The sequence below is a fragment of the Anaerovibrio sp. RM50 genome, assembly GCF_000622005.1.
Taxonomy (GTDB): Bacteria; Bacillota; Negativicutes; order Selenomonadales; family Selenomonadaceae; genus Anaerovibrio.
The window spans coordinates 207,341-229,827 of record NZ_JHWV01000005.1 but is presented as its reverse complement, the minus strand read 5'-3'; the positions used below and the strand labels follow the sequence as shown (position 1 = coordinate 229,827).

23 protein-coding genes are annotated in these 22,487 nt (G+C 42.4%); all 23 read right to left on the bottom strand.

Annotated features, from left to right (window positions below; genetic code table 11):
• Positions 1-42: 42 nt before the first annotated feature.
• The 23 genes from T525_RS0103050 to T525_RS0102940 all read right to left on the bottom strand — a co-directional run bounded on the left by T525_RS0103050 (position 43) and on the right by T525_RS0102940 (position 22,420).
• A complete protein-coding gene (locus tag T525_RS0103050) occupies positions 43-225 on the bottom strand; it encodes a DUF951 domain-containing protein (RefSeq protein ID WP_027405986.1) in 183 nt (60 codons plus the stop codon).
• 240 nt (positions 226-465) lie between these two features.
• Positions 466-1,071: a dTDP-4-dehydrorhamnose 3,5-epimerase gene (rfbC, locus tag T525_RS0103045; protein WP_027405985.1), complete on the bottom strand. Its 606-nt coding sequence runs from the start codon at positions 1,069-1,071 to the stop codon at positions 466-468.
• On the bottom strand, positions 1,059-1,979 hold the full coding sequence (gene rfbD / locus T525_RS0103040) for a dTDP-4-dehydrorhamnose reductase (protein ID WP_027405984.1): 921 nt from the start codon (positions 1,977-1,979) through the stop codon (positions 1,059-1,061). The genes rfbC and rfbD overlap by 13 nt, the downstream gene beginning before the upstream one ends.
• 8 nt (positions 1,980-1,987) lie before the next feature.
• Entirely contained in the window at positions 1,988-2,968 is a 981-nt protein-coding gene (gene rfbB, locus T525_RS14025; protein ID WP_051533363.1) for a dTDP-glucose 4,6-dehydratase, read from the bottom strand.
• A 3-nt stretch (positions 2,969-2,971) separates the two neighbouring features.
• Positions 2,972-3,871 carry a glucose-1-phosphate thymidylyltransferase RfbA gene (gene rfbA, locus T525_RS0103030; RefSeq protein WP_027405983.1) on the bottom strand — a complete coding sequence of 300 codons (900 nt, stop codon included), beginning with the start codon at positions 3,869-3,871 and terminating at the stop codon, positions 2,972-2,974.
• 63 nt (positions 3,872-3,934) lie between these two features.
• A complete protein-coding gene (ychF, locus tag T525_RS0103025; protein WP_027405982.1) occupies positions 3,935-5,041 on the bottom strand; it encodes a redox-regulated ATPase YchF in 1,107 nt (368 codons plus the stop codon).
• 12 nt (positions 5,042-5,053) lie between these two features.
• Entirely contained in the window at positions 5,054-6,070 is a 1,017-nt protein-coding gene (galE, locus tag T525_RS0103020; RefSeq protein ID WP_027405981.1) for a UDP-glucose 4-epimerase GalE, read from the bottom strand.
• 32 nt (positions 6,071-6,102) lie between these two features.
• Positions 6,103-6,972, bottom strand: a complete 870-nt coding sequence (gene galU, locus T525_RS0103015; protein WP_027405980.1) for a UTP--glucose-1-phosphate uridylyltransferase GalU — start codon at positions 6,970-6,972, stop codon at positions 6,103-6,105.
• A gap of 132 nt (positions 6,973-7,104) precedes the next feature.
• The gene (locus tag T525_RS0103010; RefSeq protein ID WP_027405979.1) at positions 7,105-8,091 is read right to left on the bottom strand and encodes a type I phosphomannose isomerase catalytic subunit; all 987 of its coding nucleotides are present in this window, start codon (positions 8,089-8,091) and stop codon (positions 7,105-7,107) included.
• Positions 8,092-8,094: 3 nt separating this feature from the next.
• On the bottom strand, positions 8,095-8,502 hold the full coding sequence (locus T525_RS0103005) for a VanZ family protein (protein WP_027405978.1): 408 nt from the start codon (positions 8,500-8,502) through the stop codon (positions 8,095-8,097).
• A gap of 1 nt (position 8,503) precedes the next feature.
• Complete coding sequence (locus T525_RS0103000; protein WP_027405977.1) at positions 8,504-9,820, bottom strand: sugar phosphate nucleotidyltransferase; 1,317 nt, start codon at positions 9,818-9,820, stop codon at positions 8,504-8,506.
• Positions 9,821-9,856: 36 nt separating this feature from the next.
• Entirely contained in the window at positions 9,857-10,801 is a 945-nt protein-coding gene (locus tag T525_RS0102995; RefSeq protein WP_027405976.1) for a GDP-L-fucose synthase, read from the bottom strand.
• Positions 10,798-11,880, bottom strand: coding sequence for a GDP-mannose 4,6-dehydratase (gene gmd, locus T525_RS14020; protein WP_037324941.1), 1,083 nt, complete (start codon positions 11,878-11,880; stop codon positions 10,798-10,800). Before gmd ends, T525_RS0102995 begins: the two co-directional genes overlap by 4 nt.
• Before the next feature lie 185 nt (positions 11,881-12,065).
• Positions 12,066-12,896 carry an AraC family transcriptional regulator gene (locus T525_RS0102985; RefSeq protein ID WP_027405975.1) on the bottom strand — a complete coding sequence of 277 codons (831 nt, stop codon included), beginning with the start codon at positions 12,894-12,896 and terminating at the stop codon, positions 12,066-12,068.
• A complete protein-coding gene (locus tag T525_RS0102980; RefSeq protein WP_027405974.1) occupies positions 12,897-14,144 on the bottom strand; it encodes an ATP-binding protein in 1,248 nt (415 codons plus the stop codon).
• 206 nt (positions 14,145-14,350) lie between these two features.
• Entirely contained in the window at positions 14,351-14,557 is a 207-nt protein-coding gene (locus tag T525_RS0102975; RefSeq protein ID WP_084276844.1) for a nucleotidyltransferase substrate binding protein, read from the bottom strand.
• 525 nt (positions 14,558-15,082) lie between these two features.
• Positions 15,083-16,417: a D-glycero-beta-D-manno-heptose 1,7-bisphosphate 7-phosphatase gene (gmhB, locus tag T525_RS0102970; protein ID WP_027405972.1), complete on the bottom strand. Its 1,335-nt coding sequence runs from the start codon at positions 16,415-16,417 to the stop codon at positions 15,083-15,085.
• 270 nt (positions 16,418-16,687) lie between these two features.
• Positions 16,688-18,370, bottom strand: coding sequence for a DUF6044 family protein (locus tag T525_RS0102965; RefSeq protein ID WP_027405971.1), 1,683 nt, complete (start codon positions 18,368-18,370; stop codon positions 16,688-16,690).
• 8 nt (positions 18,371-18,378) lie between these two features.
• Complete coding sequence (locus T525_RS0102960) at positions 18,379-19,455, bottom strand: acyltransferase (protein ID WP_027405970.1); 1,077 nt, start codon at positions 19,453-19,455, stop codon at positions 18,379-18,381.
• Positions 19,456-19,469: 14 nt separating this feature from the next.
• Positions 19,470-19,817 (bottom strand): EamA family transporter, encoded by a 348-nt coding sequence (locus T525_RS0102955; RefSeq protein WP_027405969.1) that lies wholly within the window; start codon positions 19,815-19,817, stop codon positions 19,470-19,472.
• A complete protein-coding gene (locus T525_RS0102950; RefSeq protein WP_027405968.1) occupies positions 19,810-20,157 on the bottom strand; it encodes a hypothetical protein in 348 nt (115 codons plus the stop codon). The genes T525_RS0102955 and T525_RS0102950 overlap by 8 nt, the downstream gene beginning before the upstream one ends.
• A 47-nt stretch (positions 20,158-20,204) precedes the next feature.
• Positions 20,205-21,170: a glycosyltransferase gene (locus tag T525_RS0102945; protein ID WP_027405967.1), complete on the bottom strand. Its 966-nt coding sequence runs from the start codon at positions 21,168-21,170 to the stop codon at positions 20,205-20,207.
• A gap of 50 nt (positions 21,171-21,220) precedes the next feature.
• A complete protein-coding gene (locus T525_RS0102940; protein WP_027405966.1) occupies positions 21,221-22,420 on the bottom strand; it encodes a pyridoxal phosphate-dependent aminotransferase in 1,200 nt (399 codons plus the stop codon).
• Positions 22,421-22,487 lie beyond the last annotated feature (67 nt).

Sequence of the window (22,487 nt, the reverse complement as noted above, 5' to 3'; positions counted from 1 at the left end):
TAAGGTACCATTGTTCTGTATCTCAAGCTTCTTAATTATTTCTTACAATTTCTCACGAACCATGCGATTGAATTTCACCCTTGGCATCATGACAAAATGTCCGCAGCCCTGGCATATAAGACCAATATCCATGCCCACCCGGTTTATTTCCCATTCATGGCTGCCGCAGGGATGGGGTTTCTTCATTCGCACTACATCACCGATCTGGATTTCAATTTTATCCATAGAATCACCTAATAACATTTTACAGATTTTTTTATCTGATGGCAATAACCATAAAGGGAGCAAAAAATAAAAATGAGGGGTGCTAATTCCAGCAGCCCCCCAACCCCTATATATAGTGTCTGTATGAGGACATTTTTTGCCTTGGTACTTAGTGAAGTTAAGCTAAAAGCGCAAACTGAACTTAGTACCACTAGGCAAAATACTAAGCGCGAGCGGTCCGAATATAGACACTATTATTATTTATCCGAACACAAATGAATCCTTCAGCCCCAACCACTTTTTATCCTTATCACTTATGTTTAGCGGTGTCCCATCAGGCATATGATAACCAGCACTGTCAGCAGTCCCACTATAACTACCTACTAATCCCGGCCATTTTATGTCAATTTCCGGGTCATTCCAGGCCAAGCCCCCCTCATCTCCCGGATGGTAGAAATCAGTGCACTTGTAGCAAAAACGGGCCACATCCGAAAGCACCAAAAAACCATGGGCAAAGCCAGGAGAAATATAAAACTGCTTTTTGTTTTCGTCACTTAATACTTCTCCATACCACTGTCCAACGGTTGGGCTGTCCTTGCGCAGGTCCACAGCCACATCAAATACTTCTCCTTCAATAACACGGACCAGTTTCCCCTGTGGGTACTGCTTCTGATAGTGAAGGCCACGCAGGACACCCTTGCGGCTCATGCTTTCGTTGTCCTGAACGAAGGTCATGGTGAGGCCGGCTTCTTCCATGTCCCTTTGGCTATAGGTTTCCATGAAGTAGCCTCTGCTGTCGCCGTGGACAGTTGGCTCAATTATGTAGAGGCCTTCTATCGGGGCCTTAGTAACTTTTATCTGTCCCATAATATCTCCCCTAAATATCTTTTTAATGCATCTTGCCAAGTTGGTAATGGCTTGAAGCTGTTCTCTACCAGCTTACTCTTATCAAGTCGACTGTTGAATGGTCGCTTGGCCTTACTGAGGCCATATTCTGCAGTAGTTACCGGGGTAACCTTTACATCGACCCCAGCCTGTTTAAAAATCTCACATGCGAAATCATACCAGCTAATATAGCCCCCTTCATTGGTGGCATGGTAATAGCCGTACTTCTCAGTTTCGCACATATCCACCAGAAGCCTTGCCAAATCGTAGGTATATGTCGGTGTCCCAATCTGGTCGCTGACTACCCGCAGCTCCGGATGAGTTTTGCTGACTTTCAGCATTGTTTTGATAAAATTATTGCCGTTTTTGCCAAATACCCAGGCAATACGCACAATATAATACTTGTCCAATATGCTGCTTACTGCCTGCTCTCCTGCCAGCTTTGTTTCCCCATATACGTTTAATGGCTTATATGCCTTACAATCTGGCTGCCAAGGTTCAGTACCCTCGCCGTCAAAGACGTAGTCAGTGCTGAGATAAAGCATTTTGCAGTCTATATCCTTGCAAGCCCTGGCTATATTTTCCGTGCCAGTAACATTTACCGCCCAGACCTTGTCCTTGTTTTCTTTATCCTCTGCGGCATCCACAGCCGTCCAAGCAGCGCAATGAACTACGGCATCAGGGCGTATACGGGCTATTGTTTTGGCAACAGCTTCCGTATCTGTAATGTCCAGTTGGGCGTATTCAGCAGAGCAAACAGCACTGCCGTCTTGAATGCCACTATAGGCAGGGGCAATATCTGACCCCACAGCTTCATGGCCCCGCTTATGCAGTTCATTTACAACGTCGTGGCCCAGCTGCCCTGCAACGCCAGTAACAAATACCTTCATGCTGCACCTCAATTCTTAAGAAGCGGCTTCCACCATTTTTCGTTCTCCAGATACCACTTGATGGTTTTCTTGATACCATCTGCAAACTTGGTCTCCGGCAGCCAGCCCAGCTCGTTATGAATCTTGGTTGGATCAATAGCATAACGCATATCATGACCCTTGCGGTCAGTAACATAAGTAATGAGACTTTCCGGCTTATTCAGTTCCTTGCAAATGAGCTTTACAATATCAATATTGCGCATTTCATTATGGCCACCAATATTATAAACCTCACCCACAGTTCCCTTATGAATAATCAAATCAATAGCCTTGCAATGATCCTCCACATAGAGCCAATCACGCACATTGATGCCCTCGCCATAAACAGGCAATGGCTTATCCGCCAAGGCATTGGTTATCATAAGAGGAATGAGCTTTTCAGGGAAATGGTATGGACCATAATTATTGCTGCAACGGCTGATGGTTACAGGGAGCCCATAGGTGCGATGATAAGCCATTACCAGCAAATCGGCCCCAGCCTTAGAGCTGCTGTATGGGGAGCTGGTATGGAGGGGCGTTTCCTCCGTAAAGAACAAATCTGGTCTGTCAAGAGGCAAATCCCCATAAACCTCGTCAGTAGAAACCTGATGATAGCGGGTAATGCCGTACTTGCGACAAGCATCCATCAACACCGCTGTACCCTTGATATTTGTCTCCAAAAAAACATCGGGATTTTCAATGGATCGGTCCACATGACTTTCAGCAGCAAAATTTACCACTATATCTGGCTTTTCCGCCTCAAAAATCTCATTTACAGCCTTGCGGTCGCAAATATCTGCCTTTACAAACAAAAAATTTGGATTGGACATGGCAGGCTCCAAAGTGGAGAGATTCCCTGCATAGGTGAGCTTGTCCAGACAAATAATCCTGTAGTCCGAATGAGCTTTCAGCATATGAAAGACAAAATTACTGCCAATAAATCCGGCACCGCCGGTAACAATAATGGTCATCGTTTAAACTCCCGTTACATCAATATATTTACCATCCAGTACATCCTTCAGATACTGGCCATACTGGTTCTTTTTCAAAATCTCATAAACCTTCAGCACGTCCTCCTTGGAAATCCATCCATTTAAATAGGCGATTTCCTCCAAGCAGGCAATTTTGCGGTGCTGATGGGCCTCAATGGTCTTTACAAAGTTGGTGGCATCCACCAAAGACTCATGGGTTCCCGTATCAAGCCAGGTAAAGCCCTGTCCCAGAAGCTCCACGCTAAGTTCTCCCTGTTCCAGATAGATGCGATTCAAGTCGGTGATTTCCAGCTCGCCGCGGGCACTAGGCTTCAGATTCTTTGCGTACTCTATAACACGGTTATCATAAAAATAAAGACCAGTAACGCAGTAGTTGCTCTTAGGCTTGGCCGGCTTTTCCTCAATGGAAATGGCCTTGCCCTTATTGTCAAACTCTACAATACCAAAGCGCTCCGGGTCATCCACATAGTAGCCGAAAACAGTGGCGCCATTGCCGGTTTCAGCGTGCTTTACGGCGGCCTTAAGTCGTTTGGTCATGCCATGGCCCGCAAAGATATTGTCGCCGAGAATCATAGCAACACTTTCCTTGCCGATGAATTCCTCGCCGATGATAAAGGCCTGGGCCAGGCCATCAGGACTTGGCTGAACAGCATAGGAAAGGTGAACACCGAACTGCTTGCCATCACCTAACAGCTCCTGAAAACGTGGGGTGTCCTGAGGTGTAGAGATAATTAAAATGTCGCGAATCCCTGCCCGCATGAGGACGGACATGGGATAGTATATCATTGGTTTGTCGTAGACTGGTAACAGCTGCTTGGAAGTTACCATGGTGAGGGGGTACAGGCGGGTGCCAGATCCACCTGCGAGTATAATACCTTTCATACCGCATCTCCTTTATATTTTGCTATATGTGTGCTGGTACTATTACCTTAGGCACTCAATATATTACACATTAAATCTAAAATAAGTTACGTCTCCATCCTGCATGATGTAGTCCTTGCCCTCGAGACGTACCTGCCCCTTTTCACGGGCTGCTGCAGTGGAGCCTGCTGCCACCAGATCATCGAAGTTTACGATTTCTGCACGTATAAATCCACGTTCGATGTCGGAGTGAATCTTCCCCGCAGCCTTTGGAGCAGTGGTACCCTTTACAATGGTCCATGCACGGCACTCGTCAGGGCCCGCAGTAAGGAAGGTCATGAGGCCCAGCAAATCAAAGGCCGCCTTAATGAGCTTCTGAAGGCCGGACTCCTTTAAGCCCATGTCAGCCAAAAATTCCTTGGCTTCCTCGTCATCCAGTTCAGCAATTTCAGACTCAACCCTGGCAGAGATGGTAACTACCTGAGCCCCTTCAGTCTTGGCATATTCCTTAACCCGCTGAACGTGAGGATTGGACCCATCAGCAGTGGCCACCTCATCCTCGCTGACATTGGCAACGAAGAGGGTAGGCTTCAGGGTAAGGAAATTCAATTCCTTAATCATATCCTTTTCATCATCGGTAAGGTCAACACTGCGGACAGTTCTGCCCTCATCAAGGGCCCCCTTAATCTTCTCCAGCACCTCGGCCTCTACCTTGGCCTCCTTGGCTCCGGACTTGGCCAGTTTGGTGAGCTTCAGAAGACGGCGCTCCAGCACCTCCATATCTGCAAGACACAACTCAGTATTAATAATTTCAATATCACGAATAGGGTCAATTGAACCCTCCACATGGGTAATATTGCCATCATCAAAGCAGCGTACCACCTGGGCCACCGCATCCACCTGACGGATGTGCTCCAAGAACTTGTTTCCCAAGCCCTCCCCCTTGGAGGCCCCCTTTACCAGACCAGCAATATCCACGAAGCGGAAAGCCGCAGGGGTGGTCTTCTTGGAATCATACATCTCATGAAGCACCTGCAGGCGCTCATCCGGCACATCAACAATGCCCACATTAGGCTCAATGGTGCAGAAGGGATAATTTGCCGCCTCGGCACCGGCCTTGGTTATTGCATTAAACAGTGTACTCTTGCCCACATTAGGCAAACCAACTATACCAACTTCCAAATTACTCAATTTTCATATCTCCTATCTATTGTACCCGTTAGGGTTATTTTTCTGCCAATTCCAGCTGTCACGGCACATATCTGCCAAATCCCGCTTGGCCTTCCAACCCAATACCCGTTCCGCCTTGTGGGCATCAGAATACACCACTGGCAAATCGCCGCTGCGGCGGGGACCGATTTCATAGGCCACCTTAATATTATTAACCTTCTGGAAGGTGTTCACAATATCCAGCACGCTGTACGGCTTGCCAGTGCCCAAATTAATAATTTCCGTTCCATGATGATGGGCGCAGAATTCCACCGCCTTTACGTGACCCTCGGCCAAATCCATAACGTGAATATAGTCACGTAGGCAGGTACCATCAGGAGTATCGTAATCGCCACCGAAAATAGTGAGCTTTTCCCGCTTGCCCACAGCCACCTGGGAAACATAAGGCATTAAATTATTCGGTATACCTTGAGGATCTTCACCAATGCGACCGGATTCATGGGCCCCAATAGGATTAAAGTATCTAAGAAGCACCACGCTCAGTTCCTTGTCAGCCACAGATGCATCCTGTAAAATCTGTTCCATCATGGATTTTGTCCAGCCATAAGGATTGGTACAGCTGCCCTTTGGCATGCCCTCATGGCATGGTGAAGGATTTTCCGAACCATAAACAGTAGCTGATGAGGAAAAAACAATCTCTTTGCAACCAGTCTGTTCCATGCACTCAAGAAGTGTAAGAGTGGTATCTATATTGTTTCGGTAGTAGCGGATTGGCTGCTGGATAGACTCTCCCACAGCTTTAAGTCCTGCAAAATGAATAATGCAGTCGGGCTGTTCTTTTTGCATAATTGCCAAGACTCTGGCCTTGTCCTTAACATCACCTTCGTAAAGGGCCACGGATTTTCTCGTCAGCTCCTCAACCCGCCGAATGGACTCAGGACTACTGTTATCATAATTGTCAACAACCACCACATCATGGCCGTGTTCCAGCAATGAAAGGGTTGTATGGGAGCCGATATATCCCGCTCCCCCGGCTAACAAAATCTTCATAGGCAACCTCATTACTTAATTATTGCTTATTGTTACTTCAAAACTTCATTTAAATAGGCTCTGAAGTCAGCCCCCAAATCCTCACGGCGCAGGGCGAACTCCACAGTAGCTTTCAGAAAGCCCAGCTTGTCCCCCACATCGTAACGGAGTCCTTCAAAATTAAAGGCCCAAACAGGCTCGTTTTTCGCCAGCACCTTAAGGGCATCAGTGAGCTGAACTTCTCCCCCCTTTCCTGGTGGGGTCTTTTCCAATATATCAAAGATTGATGAAGAAATTATGTAACGGCCCAAAACTGCCATATTGCTAGGTGCTTCACCAACTTCCGGTTTTTCCACCATGTCGGTAACCTTCAAAAGATCCGCCCCAGCAATTTTCTCCCCGGCCACAACGCCGTAGGAGCTCACCTTGTCATCAGGCACCAGCTGACAACCAAGAACGCTGCCCCCATAGGACTCATGAACATCCATTAGCTGTCTCAGTGCAGGCTTTCCCTCATTGTAAACCACATCATCACCCAAAAGCACAGCAAATGGCTCTCCCCCCATAAAGGATCGGGCGCAGAGAATGGCATCCCCCAAGCCGTTCATGTGTCTCTGGCGGATGTAGTGGACATTAATGTCCGCAGTTTCCCGCACCATGGCCAGCAAATCGTCCTTATGTTTTTTCTCCAGCATGGCTTCCAGGGTAGGAGCAGAGTCAAAATGATCCTCAATGGCACGCTTGGCATGGCCGCTGATAATGAGTATTTCCTCTATACCGCTGGCCAGAGCCTCCTCCACAATATACTGAATGGTTGGTTTATCTACAATTGGCAGCATTTCCTTTGGGGTGGCCTTGGTGGCAGGCAAAAAACGGGTGCCAAAGCCAGCGGCAGGAATAACTGCTTTCTTAATCTTATGCATAATAAATTCTCCCTACAATAAAAATTCATATTAACAATTCATTCTAGCATATTTGAGCATAAAAAAACAGACGGGAGCAGTGGCTTTCACACGGTCATATCGTTCAAACCATCTGCTCCCGTCGTTTTATGTTTATCCACGTATATCTAAAAATTGCATTTTTCCATGAATTTTTATTGTTTCAGAATTGGCTGGGAAGAAAATGCAGTCACCCCTAAACACCTTAATATATTCTGACTCATTAATAAATAAGGTCCCGCAGCCATTGGTGCACAAAAGCACCCTGAATGATGTTTCATCTGCCCTGTATTCCACCAACTGACGCACCCGCTCGGTGTTTACCAGCATCCGATTTACCTCAAAATACTTGCAGCGGCATAGAAGCTCATTGGCGCAGCCTTCAAGGTATTTTACGGCCCTTATAGGCTGTCTTGGCTTGGCAGTCCCCTTCAGATTAGCCACCGCCAGTGCCTTATCCACATGTAGAGGACGCTTGTTGCCCTCCTTGTCCACCCTGTCATAATCATACAGACGATAAGTAAGATTTGAGTTTTCCTGAATCTCAGCCACCAGTGCTCCGGCCCCAATGGCATGAATGGTCCCCGCCTCAATGAAGAATACATCATCATGCTTAATAGGTACCTTTTGCAAATGCTTTTCCAATGTGCCTTTTTCTATACTGCTCCTCATGGTATCAGCATCCACATTATGACTCAGTCCATAAACCAAGGTGCTGTCATCCTTGGCATCAAGCACATACCACATTTCCGACTTACCAAGCTGACCATTTTCGTACTTTTGGGCGTATTCATCATCGGGATGGACCTGTACCGACAAGTCCTTATTTGCGTCTATAAACTTTATTAATATTGGAAGCTCACCCTGTGTCTTTGGATGGGTACCCAAAAAATCCGGATGTTCCTTCAGTATTTCACTGAGTCTTTTGCCGTCAAAGTGGCCCCCTACAGCATAAGATGGCCCATCGGGATGGGTGGAACACTCCCAGGTCTCCGCCAAGGGACTCAAATCTATATTCTTGGCAAAGTCATCATTCAGCCGTCTGCCGCCCCAGATGTAATCCTTGCCTGTTGGCTTTAATAAAAAAGGTTTTCTGTCCATAAATCACCGTTTAAAAAATTCAAAGCAGCCTGAAATAAAATACCCCAGGGCAGCCCCCACATCATTCAGCAGTATGTCTTCAGCATCGCAGTGCCGGCCAGGAATCAATGGCTTGGTGCCTTCATCAATTATGGAAAATACCACAGCCATAACCAGTGCTGGCCATGGTGCCTTCCCCCGCTGTATCTGCCAGCCCCTCAGCAACACTGCCAATACAAAATACAGCACCAAATGGGCTGCCTTTCGCACCAGACCATGAAACAGCTGAGGGTCCACGTGAAGAATATTCGCCAAATACACTGAAAATCCATTACTGGTATTAAAGGTATCCGTCCCGTTCTGATGGGAAAGATACAGCATCAGCCCAACCCACAGCAAAGAAAGGATTAACCACTTGTTTTTTGTTTTCATATCACTTCTCCAGCTGGAACTTCTCCTTGTCGTCTGCACTTATATCTTCGCCAATCTGCACCTCCACCAGCTTAAGCTCGGTATCAGCTATTACAGTATGGCGGCACCCCGCAGAAATAGACACTACATCACCTGTCTTTATCTTTTGTTCCATACTGTCAACAATGGTTCTGCCACAGCCCTGGATTACCACCCAAACCTCATCACGATTTTTATGGCTGTGATAATTCATGGAATGTCCTTCATGGAGGGTAACCTTTATGGTCAGTGAACCATTTTCCACATCAAGGACCTTATAGCTGCCCCAGGATTTTTCAGCAAAACGAATCTGCTGGTCAAACTGCTCTACAAATGGTTTAATATATGAACTCTGTTCCTTGTCCGAAACAAGAATCCCCTCAGGAGATGCGGAAATAACCACATCGTGAAGGCCCATGGCAAGTACAGGTACATCCATCTCGTTGACTATATTCACCCCGGAGCAGGCCTCATTCATTACCCCGCGGCCAATTAAGGGTTCTTCCATGGCTTCTGTCAATGTATTCCAGGTGCCAAGATCCTTCCACTGACCCCGGAAACGCTGAACCTGAATTTTAGTCTCCTTCTCCACCACTGCGTAGTCAAAGGAAATCTTTGGCAATGTATCGTACTTCGAGAACAAATCGTAATAATCATCAAACTTAATATTTTTATGGGCTATATCCATTACATATTTAAGCTTATAGGCAAAAACGCCACCATTCCACAGGGCACCTTGGGCAATATATTCCTCGGCGACCTCTTTGGTTGGTTTCTCCTTAAAGGTTGAAACCGTGGAAATTTCCTCAGAGTTTTCAGGAATAATATAGCCATACTTCTCGGAAGGATAAGTTGGCTCAATGCCCATAAGCACCAGATTTGCCTCACCCTTGTCCGCTTGATGAGCCAGTTCCTTTATCGCCTTAAAATATTCATCCTCAACATAAGGGTCAACAGGACAAACCACTACTGATTCCTCAGGATTTACCTTCAAAACATCCACAAGATAAGCAGTGCTAAGGGCAATGGCAGGAAAGGTATCCCTGCGGCAGGGCTCAACAGAAATCCCAACGCCTTCACCCAGCTGGTTGTTTATGGCAGACACCTGGCTTTTGGACGTGGCAATAGTAACAGTTGCCTCAGGATCCACTTGCTTAATCTGGCGGTAAACCCGCTGCACCATGGACTCATAGCTGCCATCCGGCTGCTTAAATATTTTAATAAACTGTTTACTTCTAACATCATTGGAAAGTGGCCACAGACGCTTGCCGGAACCACCGGAAAGTAAAATAATATTCATTCTTCTTCTCCACATTAATAATGGCAGACCATTTCATCAACGCTCTGCCCGCATAGGATTTTCAAGAAAATCCTTATAAGACAGACGAATACCGTCCTCCAGCTCCGTCTTGTAGGTCCAGCCCAGCTTTTTGGCCTTGGACACATCCAACAGCTTTCTCGGTGTACCGTTTGGACGGGAGGTATCCCAAAGGATTTCTCCCTCATAGCCCACCACCTTGGCAACCAACTTAGTGAGCTCCTTAATGGTAAGCTCCTTGCCGGTGCCAGCATTTACAGTTTCATTGCCGCTGTAATTGTTCATTAAAAAAACACAGAGATTGGCCAAATCATCCACATATAAGAACTCTCTTAATGGAGAACCATCCCCCCAACAGGTAACACTCTTGGCCCCGCTCTCCTTGGCCTCGTGGAACCGGCGAATAAGAGCTGGCAATACATGGCTGTGCTCCGGGTGATAGTTGTCATTTGGTCCATATAAATTAGTTGGCATTACGGAAATATAGTCAGTTCCATACTGTTTGTTCAAAAACTCACAATATTTCAGACCGGAAATCTTGGCCAAGGCATAGGCCTCGTTGGTTTTTTCCAGCTCAGAGGTCAACAGGCAGCTCTCCGGCATTGGCTGAGGGGCCATGCGGGGATAAATGCAGGATGAACCAAGAAATTCCAGCTTCTTGCAGCCATTTTTCCAGGCGGAATTAATAACATTCATCTCCAAAATCATGTTGTCATACATAAAGTCCGCCAGAGCCTCGGAGTTGGCTACAATGCCCCCCACCTTGGCAGCGGCCAAAAATACATATTCTGGCTTCTCTTCTGCGAAAAACTTCTCCACCTGGTCCTGACGACAAAGATCCAGCTCCTTATGGGTTCTGGTAATAATATTGGTGTAGCCCTGACGTTCCAATTCCCGTACAATGGCTGAGCCCACCATGCCCCTATGACCAGCTACATATATCTTGGCATTCTTTTCCATCATTTTACGACACCCTTTTCCAAAAACTCTGCCAAATTTACATGCTCTTTAAGACGGTCAGTAGCCACCTTTTCCATATCGTGCTGAACCATGAGTCGTACCAGCTCCTCAAAGGTGGTCTTGGTAGGATTCCAGCCCAGCTCATTCTTGGCCTTGGTTGGATCACCCCAAAGATTTACCACGTCAGTTGGACGGTAGAAATCAGGACTTACCTCAACTACCACCTTGCCAGTGGCCTTATCGATACCCTTTTCCTCCATGCCTTCACCAGTGAATTCCAGCTCAATTCCCGCATGATGGAAGGCCAGCTGACAGAATTCGCGAACAGAATGCTGCACACCGGTGGCAATAACGAAATCATCTGGCTTATCATGCTGTAAAATCAACCACATGCACTCAACGTAGTCCTTGGCATAGCCCCAATCACGAAGGCTGTCCAGATTGCCAAGATAGAGCTTTTCCTGCTTGCCCTGGGCAATGTGAGCTGCTGCCAAGGTAATTTTTCTGGTAACAAAGGTCTCACCACGGCGCTCGGACTCGTGATTAAAGAGAATACCGGAGCAGCAAAACATATTATATGCCTCACGATATTCCTTGGTAATCCAGAAGCCGTACTGCTTGGCCACCGCATACGGGGAGTATGGATGGAATGGGGTATTCTCGTTCTGAGGCACCTCCTCCACCTTGCCGTAAAGCTCAGATGTAGAGGCCTGATAAATACGGCAGGTATCCTTCAGACCGCAGAGACGAACTGCCTCCAAAATTCTAAGAACGCCGGTAGCATCAACATCGGCGGTAAACTCTGGTGCATCAAAGGAAACCTGTACATGGCTTTGGGCCGCCAAATTGTATATCTCATCTGGACGAACGGTGCTGATAACAGCCATAAGCCCCATGGAATCCCCCATATCGCCGTAATGAAGATGGAAATTAGGCTTTCCCTCCAAATGGGCAATACGCTCACGATAATCCACGGAAGAACGGCGAATAATGCCATGAACATCATAGCCCTTCTCCAATAAAAACTCTGCCAAATAGGAACCATCCTGACCAGTAACGCCGGTAATCAATGCTTTTTTCATAAAAAAACCTCCAAATTATAAAAATAATCTCCCCGCCTCAGCAGAGAGATTAAACACACGCAATCACCCCACAGGCTCTTGCACTATTCTTTCATATTTAGTTTATTCTTGCCATCCATTTTCTTGAGTGAAACTTGTACAATCTTGTGTTTATCGTTTTAGGTTAACGCATCCCATAAAGACACTTATTTCCAGCGTTTACGGTATTCTCTTGGGGAAATCCCCTCTACAGACTTGAACACTCTTGATAAATATTGTTCCGAGGAAAAGCCCACCTTGCCAGCGATTTCCACCAGAGTATCCCCCGTAAATCTGAGCAGTTCCTTGGTTTTTCTTATGCGAACATTGGACAGATACTTTATAGGGGAAATTCCCGTTACTTTTGAAAAAATATGGCCCAAATAGGTCTTCTCCAAAAAGAATTCCTTGGATAATTTTTCCAAGGTAATATCTTCCATATAATGGCTGTCCATGTACAACCGTATGGCCTCCACATTATCCCTTGGCTCCGCCTTTTCACCGCCCCAGCAGTCCCCCATCACCTTTTCCAAAAGTGAGGACAATATGGTGTTGATGCTCATATCCCGTACGTAGGAGGCGCCCGAAGCAGTCTTAAAAAGCTCACTAAATAACTTAAGATATGAAGTAATATCCGTGGCATTGAAAGCCGGTCTTCCCGCTCTAGCCAGAAATTTGCTGTAAATAGACAATGCAGCCGGTCCGTCAAAATGAGCCCAATGAACGGTCCACAAATCCTCCCCGGTACTGTGAGAATAGGGCTGGGAGCAATCAATAAAGGCCACATCACCTTTTGTTAGACGATACCTTTTCCCAGCAGTGGTAACTTCCCCAGAGCCATTTTCCACCACCAACAGCAAAAGACCACCTAAATTAGCCCGTTTAGACGTATGGGGCTCCAAGGCAGTCAGATATCCCACCTCTGCCAAGTGCAGCAATGATGCCCGGGCAAAGGGTGAGGGAGTGTATTGAATTCTGGTTGTGGTAACTGTTGACATTTAAAAATCCTTTTCTGCTTTCATAAAATCCATAATGTTGGCATGGATGATACCATTACGTTTTTGCAGTAATTTATCTGTGGTCAATACATAACGTGGGTAATTGTCGTGTTTTATCATCTCAAGAGGCCTGTATTCACGATTTTCAGTATCCTCACTATCCATAATAGTATGGGCAACCTGTATGTACGCATAATCCATATCCTTATTTCTCAAGACAAAATCACACTCAAACTTGCCAAAACGCCCAATGCTGACCTTGTAGCCGCGTGTCAGGGCATAATTATGAACTATATTTTCCAGCACCGGACCATAGTTGATTCGCTTATCTGTATTCATAGCAAAATAAAAAGACAAATCAGCCAAATAATACTTTTTATCCCCCATGAGAGCTCTTCGTGATTTCATATCAAAGCGATCACATCTTATGAGAATTTTGGCATTTTCCAGTGCTTCCACATATTTATTGGCAGTTTCAATTTTAAGCTTAATTCCTCGCTTGTTCAAATCGCCTACAATATTAGTTATATTAGTAGAAACACCAAAATTAGAAATAAAATAATTCATAACAGCCTCAAAAGCTACTTTATTTCGGATACGTAGTCTGGAATGAATATCCTTCTGATATATTTCCTCAATGAGATTTTCAACATATTCCCGCCTGGCAGGGAGTGTTCTTAATTTTAAGGAATAAGGGAATCCCCCATCGTAAACAAAATTTGTTAATTCCTGTAGAGCATCCGCAAGGGGGATCTGCAAGAACTCTTTCATACCAAGGTACTCCTCTAAAGTCAAGGGATACATATCAATTTCTATGTAACGGCCAGTCAATTTGGTGGATAGTTCACCGCTTAACAGATAGGAATTGGAGCCAGTAATGAAAATGGAAAAATCTCCTTCTTCCCGCCAGGCATTAATGACAGTTTCAAAATTATTTATGTTTTGAATCTCATCAATAAAAAGGTATTTTTTACCATCAGCATTGGCATTTTCTTTAATCAGATCGTTTAGTTCCACAGCGGTGGTAATATCAAAGTATGGGCGTTTATCAAGATTGAAAAAAATAATATTGTCCTCGCTAATTCCGTCAGACAGTAATTCCTTAATGATCATCTGTATAAGGGAACTTTTTCCGCACCTTCTTACCCCTGTTATAACTTTAATAAGCTCCGTATCGTGGTAAAAGTCTCTGATCTTCTTAAGATATTTTTCACGAAAATACAAATCTGTCTGCAGTGTAATATTCATACCCTACCAGCTCCTTTTACACAAGAATAACAAAAATACACCGTTATTTCAAGTTAACGGTGTATTTTCTGTAATAATCTTTCAAAGCAACGCCATAAAGACTTTTAAAGGGTATTATTATATATACAAAAATCCTGATTCCATAGGCAATTACTTTTGACGCTTACCTTTAACTTCCTTAACACCTAATGCTATTTCAGAATATATTATTCTGTTATTTGCTTATACCAAGCTTGCATGAATTTTTCATAAGCTGGTATCTTTTCAACCAAATTTGCGGCCATTTTCTCATCATAAGTGTGAGCAGTCAGATTTTGTGCGTCAACCATTTCTAATGCAAACACTGTGTCTTCATCAGAAAAAATCTGTACGTCTCGCCCATGAACCAAACAAATACACATGAACCGGCTCATTACTCATACAATCTAAAACAATTTCTTTCACTTGTTGCACATATTTATTCATAAATCAATCCCACCACTGTTACTGACACGCCTCCCTGTCGTCAGACTGCTATGCTTTACTGTAGCTGTTTGGCTACGGAAAGTGTCACTAGGTCAAAGCTTAGTGTTACGACGAAATAGTGTTTAGATAAGGCTAACTAACAGCCTAAGCTGGGTTATTGGTCAATAAAGCTGACTGTTGTATTGGTCATTTTATACTGACTCTGAAATGGCTAAGACGACCGACCCGTAGGTGGTTAAATTACGCCGACACTAATATTAGCACCAATCTTCCAATCTCAAGCCTTTTACCCGATCAAATTCACGGGTATTATGTGTGACAACAGTAAGATTTGACGCTACTCCCTGAGATGCTATCATCAAATCCAACACACCAATAGGCGTTCCAGATACAGCCAAATTTGCCCGTTGAAGCCCGAATACAATGGCGTGTTCAGCAGTGAATGGACGTATATACAGGAGGTTGCACTATTGTCAATATCTTATATACCTTTCAACAAACTCCAATACAGATTCCACCGTATCAATCTGTCCGTAGTCACCATCATGATAATCACTGCCTACACCATTAACCAAAATACTCTTACATTCTGCAGCCATACCAGCCTTAATGTCATTCTCACTATCACCGACCATATACGACTTGCTTAAATCGATATTAAAGTCTTCAGCGGCTTTTAATAACATACCTGGCTTGGGCTTTCTGCACTCACACTCTATCTTTAATTCAGGTACTTCACCTTCATAACCCTTATGGGGATGATGGGGACAATAATACAGCCCATCAATATAGGCACCCTTCAGACCAAGTTCTGTTTCCAGCTTCTTATGAATGGTATCAAGTTCATCAACAGTAACATCACCACGAGCGATAACAGGCTGATTTGTAACTACTATACATAAGTAACCGGAGGCATTAATTTTTTTGATTGCCTCTGCAATACCAGGGATTAATTCAAAGTCCTCAACGTGGCGCAAGAAGCCTTTGTAAATATTAACCGTACCATCTCTGTCCAGGAACACAGCCTTCTGTTTATTAGCTAAATTTTTAGCTGCGACTACGCCATTTTCAAAATCTTTGCATACGGCTTCGAAACGGTCCGGAGTCCCCATATCTTTCACGTATTCCGGTGAATCATAACAGAATACCTTGCCAGTACCACACAGTGGTTTTAATACCTGCCTGTCAAGATCAACTTTTATTGTCTTGCCAGTTTTTTCATCTACTGTACCAATCTTCTCAATGTCAATATTCAGCATATCAAGAGCACTTGGATTTATTACGTGGAGCCCGGCATTTACCCTATTTTTGTAATACTCTGGCCTAATATCTTCTTTTGTGAGCCATGATACCACTGAATTGCTGTTATCCGCAATGATAAGACCAGAATCATACGGATGAGAGTTCGGATGGGTAAATAATGTAATAAGGCCTCCGTGCTCCCGGTGAAATTTTATCATACGATTAAAATCCACATCAAACATGGCATCTGCATTTAACAATAAAAAAGGCTCCTTACCCAGCTTTTCTCTAAATTTGAACAGTGCTCCAGCATTGCCTAATGGATTATTCTCGACAAAATATTCTATTTGTGCTCCCCAGCGTTCACCAGTGCCAAAGTATTCTTCTATTTTTTCGTGAAGATACGACACCGTAATAACAATATCTGAAAAGCCCTGTTTAACTAGGCTTTCAATCTCCCATTCCATAATAGGTTTGTTTGCAATTTTAATCAGCGGCTTGGGAATATCTGGGAATAGCTCAGATATCCGTGTTCCACGACCACCTGCCATAATAATTGTTTTCATAATCTATCCTTTAGTTTTTTATCTTGATACCTGAAGTCCCGTTAATATATACCAATGTATATCAATCCGAAATCTTCACATTCAAATATTCATTCAGTTTCTGCTGCTTGCCAGTTATCTATGAGAAATGGTGCCCCTTGCCTGTCTGCCAGTAGTCATATTCGTAAAAATCACTGTAATTATACGCTTAATCTCCCAAAATGGCAATCGCAGGAAAATCCCCTCCGAAAAATAATCGCATGACACACAAAAATTGTCATGCGATAGCATTTATTCATAAACGAAAATTGTGTACGCAAAATTGCCATCACTAAACTCATTCACTTCTGTAAGACCAAGTTCTCTCGCATTACTGATTTTTACTCTAGAAAAAATATATTTTCCTCCCATTTTGTGGAATACATCCTGATCAATATTCAGATTTGATTCTATTACAGGGAGAATCTTAACTGGAGAATATCCCAAATCATCGGAAAAAACATAGGCCCTACCTCCCCAGTTATCGAAATATTTACGCTTTTCCTCGTTAATATTCAACTCAGGTGCAATCAGTTGGCGGAATTCATTTTTATAAGCTTTTCCATAAAAAGACAAATACCCATCCAATGTGGCAATCCCGTTATATTCAAGCACTGCTGGATGAAATCCATAGGCTACCGACCATTCTCCATTATAGCCAATCTGCTGCTTTATCTCATCAAACAGGTCTTCTGCGTAAAACTCACTATAATTCAACTCATTAACTTGTCTTCCCGTAACATGATTTAGCTGATTTTTGCCGTTGGTAAAAATATCATTGTACATACTAGGGTAAACGCAAATATAAAACATAGCCACTATCACAAGTAATTTCTTATATTTATCTTTCCATTTAGTCTCGCAGATTACCAGCATAAAGGCAAAATACCATAAGAATGGCGCAAACCATAAAGTTCGTCCCCATTGGAAACCTTTAAGGGGTGGAATAATCAGTCCCACAGCCTCCTGAAACCACTCCATGTGGTCAACACCATACATCACACAGCATATTACCTGTGCCACTATAGCCCATTTCAAAAGCTTCTCACCGACAAGAGCATCACCATTAGCCTTGTATCTATGGAAACAATACCAGCCAAAGAGCACTACTGGCAGGACCACCAATGTATGAGAAGAACCGCTATGATACTGACCAGACCAAAAAACTTGTAGTATTTCCTTGATAGCCCCTAATGCATCTTTATATTCAACAAGGAATGTACTACGTATAGATTCTGTATGCGAAAAAAGCATCACATTAAATAGGCGCCATTCTGTAAGTATAAAACTCGACGATAGCATTATACACGCTGCTATAAAGCGCCATTCAATTGTTTTATGTCTAAAAGAATCCAATAAGAAAATTCCACATAATCCCATGCACATGAATATACCAAATGCGGTAAAATCTGATACGAGGGAATAAAAAAAGAAGAATATCAGATACTTGAAACTATACTGTTTGTATAGTTTCAGCAATACATAGAAAAATAACGGCAGTGAAGCAAAGCTAAGTCCACATGTCGGAAACACAGGCAAAATTCCGTACAATAAGCCGCAGGCAACAAAATAGTTTAGATTTTTCCAATCATCATATATCTCATGCCCCAAAAGACCAAACCCGATAATCGCAACAAGTATACGCAAATACCAACCAAATACAAATGCTGTGAATGTTGGAAAAAGCATATATAGCCAACTGTAAACCTTCAAATCAGAATATAAATAGTCTCGATTTAATCCGCCCAAGAATGGTACTGCAGTATTAAAAGACCAAAACAAGTCATTATCTTTCAGCATCTTCAGCCAGGCAATATTTGAATCTAGATTATCATGCACCTGAATATATGCCCTATCTCCCACTGCCAGTAGATAAAGCAATGTTACCAAGAAAAATAACGCCACAAGCGAAATGCTCCAATATTTCCGCAACATAATTAAAATCACCTTATCCAAAAAAGTCTACGCTCTACCACATACCAAGTCGTCAATCCGACAAATACCATACATACTAAATATAACCCCATCGTAACAAGACTACCCTTTTCAAAATAAAAGCCCCAATATCTCTCAGCAAATTTTATAGCATCCATAAACGGTGCATGCATAGCATACATGGCAAAAGTAGCCTTCACCAACAAACTCACATACTTCTTATTGAAATACGTATTTAGCTCCTGACGGCTGAAATAGATGATTACCGTTGGCCAAAAAATGCAATCTAGGAACAAATAAGATACTCTACCAAAGAGTCCCGTACCTGAACCGATGAACCTCACACCTAGAAGAAATACTATGGGCATATATCTGAAATACCTGGGATTAAAAGTATGTTTCTTCATGTAATTATACAACATCATTCCGCCAAAGAAACCCATATAACCTCTAGCTATAGAAGCATTAAAAAATGGCATATATGGGGGGGAATTTTGTTTAACCAAAGTCAAAAACACCGCTCCGGCCAAAAAGGTTAATAAAAATAGCCACATTTTATTCCAACCAAATCTGCGGCAAAGATACAACTCAACAGCTAATATCCAATAACACATAATAAGAACATTGACATACCACAGAGGACTATCAATGCACAAGTAAAAAAAATTATAAAAGCTTCCGACGGCCAGACCAGCAACATTTAGTGCAATATCATACCAGCTGTAAATTGTCTTCCAACCCAAATACTCCCCATATAAATCATAATAAAAACGGTAAAGGAAAAACTCGCACAAAGAAGCCACCAAAACAATCGGAATCAACCGTCGATACCGACCAAGTAAAAATTTAGCGTGTGCTTTAATTGAATCGCCAATTGGCGTAATATCCAGCTTACAGGCTATTCCCCACCCTGACAACAAAAAGAACAATTCCACCAAAAATCCGAAATATATTCTTCCACCATAAAAATCAATAAAATACGGAAAATGCACCGCAAATGACTGTTGGTAATGGTGGCACATTATACCAAAAGTAGCCACGATTTTCAAGAAATCATAGCTGTACATCCGCCCTGCTATATTCACCGTCTAAATTCCTCCTAACCGCCAAAGAATATCAATATCCCCAGCATAATAATTCCTAAACCAACCAATTTGTATCGATTTAATTTTTCCCCGAAATAATACCATCCAAAGAACGTCACAAAAAGGTAATTGGAAGACTCCAAAACCGCCGCAACATACAAAGGAATAACCTGCAGGGCATATATGGACATTAGGGTTGTTAAAAGGAATATTCCATAGGCTCCAATAACCAATGGATTTACATACTCTCTCACCATAGATGCATGAGCTTTGCCCGCTGATTTTTTCAGCATAACCTGGGAAAAAGAAGCCAGAAACACTCCTGCCAGCATTACTGCGCCATGTAACAACATATCACTCATGGCCAGACACCTTATCCCCACGCAAATAAACCTCTATGCCTAGTACAATAATAAATGCACCAATAATATTCATAGTGGTAATCTGCTCTCCAAACACAACATACCCCCACAGCATCCCCCAAACAATGGTCACTGGACGATTAGCAAAAGCCACAGACAAAGGCATATGCTTGATTACCTGCTGCCAACCAATGGCATAGACAAAAAGCACCGCCAACATCCCCGCATAGCATGCAAAAAAAGCACTACTCCCCAGAAAATCTCCTGCGGCCAATTTACTGAAAATGCCAGAAGTGGAATATATAAGCAGCATTATATGTAATAAAATATAATATTTCAAACTCCTAGCCCTTCTTTCAGCAATCATTTTTATAGTAATTACTCAGTTCAAATTTCTTGACTGTCATCAAAATTAAATTTATCGGCAATCACATACTGTGGTGTTTGATTAATTGACATATATATTCGCCCTAGGTACTCTCCTATAATCCCCAAAACAAAAAGGATTAATCCACCTATTATCAGCATAATAGCAATAATAGAACTCCACCCCATAGCAATTTGCGGATTCAATATTTTTCGCACCACAGTAACTACAGCCATGATTATACCTATACTTGATGCACTCATGCCAATTAAAGTTGCCATTCTTAAAGGTTTAATAGAAAAGGCGGTAAAACTACTCAGCCATAACAAAACCAATTTTTTAAATGTATAAGTAGTACCACCAAGCATACGTTCTCGATCTTCCATAGGAACATTTACAACTTTTGCAGAAGTTCTAAAGAGCAGACCAGAAATATATGGATAAGGCCCACTATAGCGAGAGATTTCCTTGGCCACAAAACTCTTGATAGCCATAAAATTCCCCATCTGTATTTCCTTTGGCTTATCTATGAGGAGATTGGCCATAACCTCATTAAAAAGGCTCCCCGCATTTTTGAACAAGCTCTGCTTCTTCTTGCCATATGCAGCAATGGCAATATCATAACCTTCATACAAAGGTGATATTAGCTCACTCAATCTATCCAAAGGACACTGACCATCATCGTCCAAAAACACACATATATCTCCACAAGCATGCTGTGTTCCAGCTATCATTGCTGCGTGCTGCCCAAAATTCTTAGCAAAACGTATTACTTTTATTCTCTTGTTCTCTTTACCCAGGCTTATCAACGTATCATATACATCATCTGGTGAACAGTCAACAACACATACTATCTCGTAATTATCTATTCCAGTATGTTGTGTTACCTGTGTAATTTCATCCAAAACAGCACCTACTGTTTTTTCACTTTTATAACAAGGTATTATAAAACTAAAATATAATTTGTTTTTATCCATAAAACTCATTAAGGCCATACCTCTCAGCAAACTTTTTTACATGTAACTGATATGACATTTCAGCATATACCATATTGTTTCATTTGCATTACGATTTTACTATTATCATATTTTTTTAAAGACAGAAAATCTTTTATTACTCTAATACATTTCTCTATATCTTCTATAGATTCTACTCCTATACCAAACCTCACAAAATCTTCAGTGGATTCTCCATAAGCTAACCCTGGAACTACTGCTATATTATGATTGATAAGCAAATCATACACCAATTCCTCTGTAGTACCTTTAAAATCAGAAACATCCAGCATTAAGTAAAAGGTTCCAGTCCCCGGAAGATATTTTAATCCTAATTTATCTATAATCTTTAGTACCATATGTCTTTTTTTAGCCATTTCCTCAGCCTGAGGTATCGTATATGATAATATTTCGTCAAAATGGTCTGCCATGTAATCTTGTAATACCGTAGCTGCACAAGTAACCAAATGCTGGTTCATTTTTTTTAATTGTTCTATAACATTTTGGTGAGCAATAGCATACCCAACTCTCCAGCCAGACATTCCCATGTTCTTTGAAAGCGAGTTAACCACTAAACAATGTTCTTTATCTTTATCAACTGAGGAAAATGAAATAAACTTATCATCCGGAAGCAAAAAATCACTATATGCTTCATCTGATAATATGAATAAATCATGCTTTTGAGCCATCTCCAATAAATTTTCCAAATCATGTTGTGAATACAAATAGCCAGATGGATTATTAGGATTATTAATGATAATAACCTTTGTTCTATCAGTTATAAAATCTTCCCATTCATTCACTGTTTTATCATAAGGAATTGGGATATGTACACCTCTGCATAACTTAATCTGTTCCTTATATGATAACCATGCTGGTTCATGTACCAAAACCTCGTCCCCATCATTAAGAACAGTTTGAAGCAACATATAAATAATAACCTTTGATCCTGCACTTATAAGCAACTCAGTGTTATCATCTACAAATGCTCCGTAGTGTTTTCGATACAAATCAGATATTTTTTTCCTCAATTTAGGTTGCCCCATGCTGCTAGAATAATGATATCCAAGCTTAAATTTTTCATCTGGAACCGAAAATCTAGGTATATCAAAAAAAGCTTCGCCTAAGGAAAATGTATATACTCGTTCTCCTTTAGAAACCTTATCATAAACAATTTGATTTATAAAAATAGATAATGCCTCCGGGATACTTTCAACTGTGTTATTAATACTCGGAATCATTTTTACCTCCACGCACAATCGCATTCAATAATTCAACTTAAATATTGAACTACTCTAAAATTTATCT

Coding starts and splice junctions, on each gene's coding strand:
- T525_RS0103050 (WP_027405986.1), bottom strand. CDS start 225: ATGGATAAAATTGAAATCCAGATCGGTGATGTAGTGCGAATGAAGAAA.
- rfbC (WP_027405985.1), bottom strand. CDS start 1,071: ATGGGACAGATAAAAGTTACTAAGGCCCCGATAGAAGGCCTCTACATA.
- rfbD (WP_027405984.1), bottom strand. CDS start 1,979: ATGAAGGTATTTGTTACTGGCGTTGCAGGGCAGCTGGGCCACGACGTT.
- rfbB (WP_051533363.1), bottom strand. CDS start 2,968: ATGACCATTATTGTTACCGGCGGTGCCGGATTTATTGGCAGTAATTTT.
- rfbA (WP_027405983.1), bottom strand. CDS start 3,871: ATGAAAGGTATTATACTCGCAGGTGGATCTGGCACCCGCCTGTACCCC.
- galE (WP_027405981.1), bottom strand. CDS start 6,070: ATGAAGATTTTGTTAGCCGGGGGAGCGGGATATATCGGCTCCCATACA.
- galU (WP_027405980.1), bottom strand. CDS start 6,972: ATGCATAAGATTAAGAAAGCAGTTATTCCTGCCGCTGGCTTTGGCACC.
- T525_RS0103010 (WP_027405979.1), bottom strand. CDS start 8,091: ATGGACAGAAAACCTTTTTTATTAAAGCCAACAGGCAAGGATTACATC.
- T525_RS0103005 (WP_027405978.1), bottom strand. CDS start 8,502: ATGAAAACAAAAAACAAGTGGTTAATCCTTTCTTTGCTGTGGGTTGGG.
- T525_RS0103000 (WP_027405977.1), bottom strand. CDS start 9,820: ATGAATATTATTTTACTTTCCGGTGGTTCCGGCAAGCGTCTGTGGCCA.
- T525_RS0102995 (WP_027405976.1), bottom strand. CDS start 10,801: ATGATGGAAAAGAATGCCAAGATATATGTAGCTGGTCATAGGGGCATG.
- gmd (WP_037324941.1), bottom strand. CDS start 11,880: ATGAAAAAAGCATTGATTACCGGCGTTACTGGTCAGGATGGTTCCTAT.
- T525_RS0102985 (WP_027405975.1), bottom strand. CDS start 12,896: ATGTCAACAGTTACCACAACCAGAATTCAATACACTCCCTCACCCTTT.
- T525_RS0102980 (WP_027405974.1), bottom strand. CDS start 14,144: ATGAATATTACACTGCAGACAGATTTGTATTTTCGTGAAAAATATCTT.
- T525_RS0102975 (WP_084276844.1), bottom strand. CDS start 14,557: ATGAGCCGGTTCATGTGTATTTGTTTGGTTCATGGGCGAGACGTACAG.
- gmhB (WP_027405972.1), bottom strand. CDS start 16,417: ATGAAAACAATTATTATGGCAGGTGGTCGTGGAACACGGATATCTGAG.
- T525_RS0102965 (WP_027405971.1), bottom strand. CDS start 18,370: ATGTTGCGGAAATATTGGAGCATTTCGCTTGTGGCGTTATTTTTCTTG.
- T525_RS0102955 (WP_027405969.1), bottom strand. CDS start 19,817: ATGAGTGATATGTTGTTACATGGCGCAGTAATGCTGGCAGGAGTGTTT.
- T525_RS0102945 (WP_027405967.1), bottom strand. CDS start 21,170: ATGAGTTTTATGGATAAAAACAAATTATATTTTAGTTTTATAATACCT.
- T525_RS0102940 (WP_027405966.1), bottom strand. CDS start 22,420: ATGATTCCGAGTATTAATAACACAGTTGAAAGTATCCCGGAGGCATTA.